This window comes from Oerskovia sp. NPDC060287, assembly GCF_042726775.1.
Lineage (GTDB): Bacteria > Actinomycetota > Actinomycetes > Actinomycetales > Cellulomonadaceae > Oerskovia > Oerskovia merdavium.
The window spans coordinates 1-3,163 of the sequence record NZ_JBHXBO010000348.1 but is presented as its reverse complement, the minus strand read 5'-3'; the positions used below and the strand labels follow the sequence as shown (position 1 = coordinate 3,163).

Below are 3,163 nucleotides of genomic sequence, written 5' to 3'. Positions count from 1 at the left end.
ACGAAGAACACCAAGAACTGAGCCAACCCCGGCCGACGCTCCACGAACCCCGACCACCACCCACGCAACCGACCGAACAACGACGACCGCCCCCCAGGACGACGGCTCGGGCTCGGGGTCGGCGATGGTGCCGTGGGAGTGCTCACTGCGTTGTGCTCCTTGCTGACAGGACGCTCGAGGACGTGAAGTCCGTGCGCCTGATCCGGACACGAGGGCCGCGACTGCTGCGGTCAACCCCTCGTCGTGGGACGACGGCGACACCCGTCCGCGGGGACAGGGCGTCGTCGGCAGTCAAGCACCGGATCACCAGCCCCTCCGGGGCCTGTGCACAACCTGTCGATCGGGACGCATGATCTGTCGCCCAGCAACCCCGGGAGCCGGCGCGTGCGGCCGCCCCGTCTGCCGTCCGAGGTTCGTCCCGGAAGGATGCCCGGCCAGGCGCTATATGCTGCAGTCCATTCGAGCTCGTCGGCGCCCGTGACCTCGATCCTGAGCCTGAGGTGGAGCACCCGGGCCCACGGGCGCCCCTCGGCGCAGGTGCGCCGAGCGACGCGACGACCCGTGCAGCTGGGAGCATGATGACGGATCTCGTGGTGGTGGGAGCAGGCCTCTTCGGTCTGACCGTGGCTGAGCGGATGGCGAGGCTGCACGGCGTCGAGGTGCTCGTGATCGACCGGCGACCCCACGTCGGAGGGAACGCCTACAGCGCCGTCGAGCCCGAGACCGGCATCGAGGTGCACCAGTACGGCGCCCACCTGTTCCACACCTCGAACGAGCGCGTGTGGGAGTACGTCAACCGGTTCACGCAGTTCACCTCGTACGTGCACCGGGTCTACAGCACGCACCGCGGCGAGGTCTACCCGTTGCCGATCAACCTGGGCACGATCAACCAGTTCTTCCGCAGCGCCCTGGGACCCGAGGCCGCCCGCGCGCTCATCAGGGAGCAGGCGGCCGAGCTCGGGGGAAGGACCCCCCGGAACCTCGACGAGCAGGGGGTCAACCTCATCGGACGTCCGCTCTACGAGGCGTTCGTGCGCGACTACACGGCCAAGCAGTGGCAGACGGATCCTCGAGAGCTGCCGGCGTCGATCATCTCGCGGCTCCCGGTCCGGTACACCTACGACAACCGCTACTTCTCCGACACGTACGAGGGCCTTCCCGTCGACGGGTACACGGCGTGGCTCGAGCGCATGGCCGATCACCCCAAGATCACGGTCCGGCTCGCCACCGACTTCTTCGACCCCTCCCAGCCGGTCAGCAAGCAGGCGGTCGTGGGGCAGGTCCCGGTCGTGTACACGGGCCCCGTCGACCGGTACTTCGACCACTCCGAAGGCGAGCTCTCCTGGCGCACGCTCGACTTCGAGCAGGAGGTGCTCGACGTGGGCGACTTCCAGGGGACGTCGGTCATGAACTACCCCGACGCCGACGTCCCGTACACACGGATCCACGAGTTCCGGCACTTCCACCCCGAGCGTGACTACCCGGACGACCGGACCGTCATCATGCGCGAGTTCTCCCGCTTCGCCGGGCGCACCGACGAGCCCTACTACCCGGTGAACACCGCGACGGACCGGGAGCGCCTCGCCGCCTACCGCCGCCTCGTCGACGAGGAGCCGGGGGTCTTCTTCGGGGGACGACTGGGCACCTATCAGTACCTCGACATGCACATGGCGATCGCGGCCGCGCTCTCGACGGTCGACAACAGGCTCGGCCCGCTCTTCTCCTGACCGTCGCAGCCCTCCTCAGGCGACAGGCTGCTCGTCGCGTTCCTTGAGCGCCTGGGCCACGGCCTCGGCGACCTTGCGCTCGTCGCTCGCGCGCCGCCGTCGGGCACCGCGACGCTGCAGGACGACGCCCCCGACCACCAGGACGAGCAGCGCGAGGGCCGACCACGGCACGGCGAACGTCGAGGCCGAGCCCGTGGCGGGCGCGACCGGCAGGGGCGCGGCGTCGGCCGCGCCGATCGCGGTCACCACCTCCGCCGAGACCGTGACCGAGCCCTTGACCCGGCCCAGCGGCCAGACGCCGTCGACCGTCACGGTCCGCGTCAGCGACGTGCCGGGGAGCATCTCGGGGAGGTCGGCGCGCGGTGCGCTCTGCGCGCCCGCACCCCACGGCCCGGCGACGCGCACGGACTGGCCGGGGGCCAGACGCGTGTTGCCGTCGTTCGTGACCGTGAACGTGACGACCGCGCTGCCCGCGGCGAACGGGTTGAGGGTGCCGTCGTAGGTGACCGACACGTCGTCGACCACGACGGCCGGTACCAGGTCGCCCGCGACGCGCAGGTGCATGCGCGAGCCGAGGCGGCGGTCGACGCTCACGCCCTCGGCGTTCTCGACGAGCAGCGAGGACACCACGCCCGCCGCGTAGTCGCCCGGCGTCGCGTCGGCGGGGACGGTCACGGTGAAGGGCACGACCGCGGTGCCGCCGCCCTCGATCGTGACGTCGTCGGCCTCGAAGGTCACCCACGAGCCGAGCGCCTGGGACTCCTCGCCCGCGGGCAGCAGGTCGAGCTCGCCGGCCTCGGTCATGTACCCGTCGGCCGCGTAGACGCGGAACGTCAGCGGCCCCTCGGTGTAGTTGGAGACGATGATCGCGTCGTCGAGGCTCGTCCCGGGCTCCAGGCCGTAGGCGTAGTTGGGGCGGTCGGTGCCGTGCACGGTGTCGGCGGGGCGCACACCCCAGGTGACGGGCGTCGTCACGGCGGGAGCGTCGGGCTCAGCAGGTGCGTCCGGCGCGGGCGCGGCGGGGTCCACCTGCCCGACGGCGGCGCTCACCACGTGCGGGAGCGCGACGGCCCGCGCGGCGGCGGGCGATGCGACGGCTGACGCTCCGGGGGCGACCAGCGAGACGAGCAGGCCCACGACCAGCGTGACCGCCAGCACGGCGAGGAGCCACAGGGCGTGGCTGTGGCCGTTCTCCCGCTGATGAGCACGCACGTTGCGCTGCGCGGAGTGCAGGTCCTGCGTGGCCTGCGCGGCCTGGCTCGCGCTGTCGCGCGCGGCCTGGGGGGAGAGGTGCTGGGTCGCCATGGTCGTGCCTGCTTTCGTGGGTTCCGACCGAGGGTAGCCGGGCGGTCCGCCGCGTCGGGGCGACCGTCCGTGCCCGTCAGGAGCAGCCCGTCAGGGGCGCCGGTCAGGAGAGCTGTCGAACGGTGGTGCCG

The 3,163-nt window shown here is 71.7% G+C and carries 2 protein-coding genes; one reads left to right on the top strand and one right to left on the bottom strand.

The genetic code is table 11. The features are described from left to right. Positions 1–575: 575 nt before the first annotated feature. A complete protein-coding gene (glf, locus tag ACFWFR_RS18700; RefSeq protein ID WP_191801868.1) occupies positions 576–1,727 on the top strand; it encodes a UDP-galactopyranose mutase in 1,152 nt (383 codons plus the stop codon). Positions 1,728–1,742: 15 nt separating this feature from the next. Here glf and ACFWFR_RS18695 read toward each other — a convergent pair whose 3' ends face one another. Beyond that, complete coding sequence (locus tag ACFWFR_RS18695) at positions 1,743–3,032, bottom strand: DUF916 domain-containing protein (protein WP_377624086.1); 1,290 nt, start codon at positions 3,030–3,032, stop codon at positions 1,743–1,745. Positions 3,033–3,163: the final 131 nt, after the last annotated feature.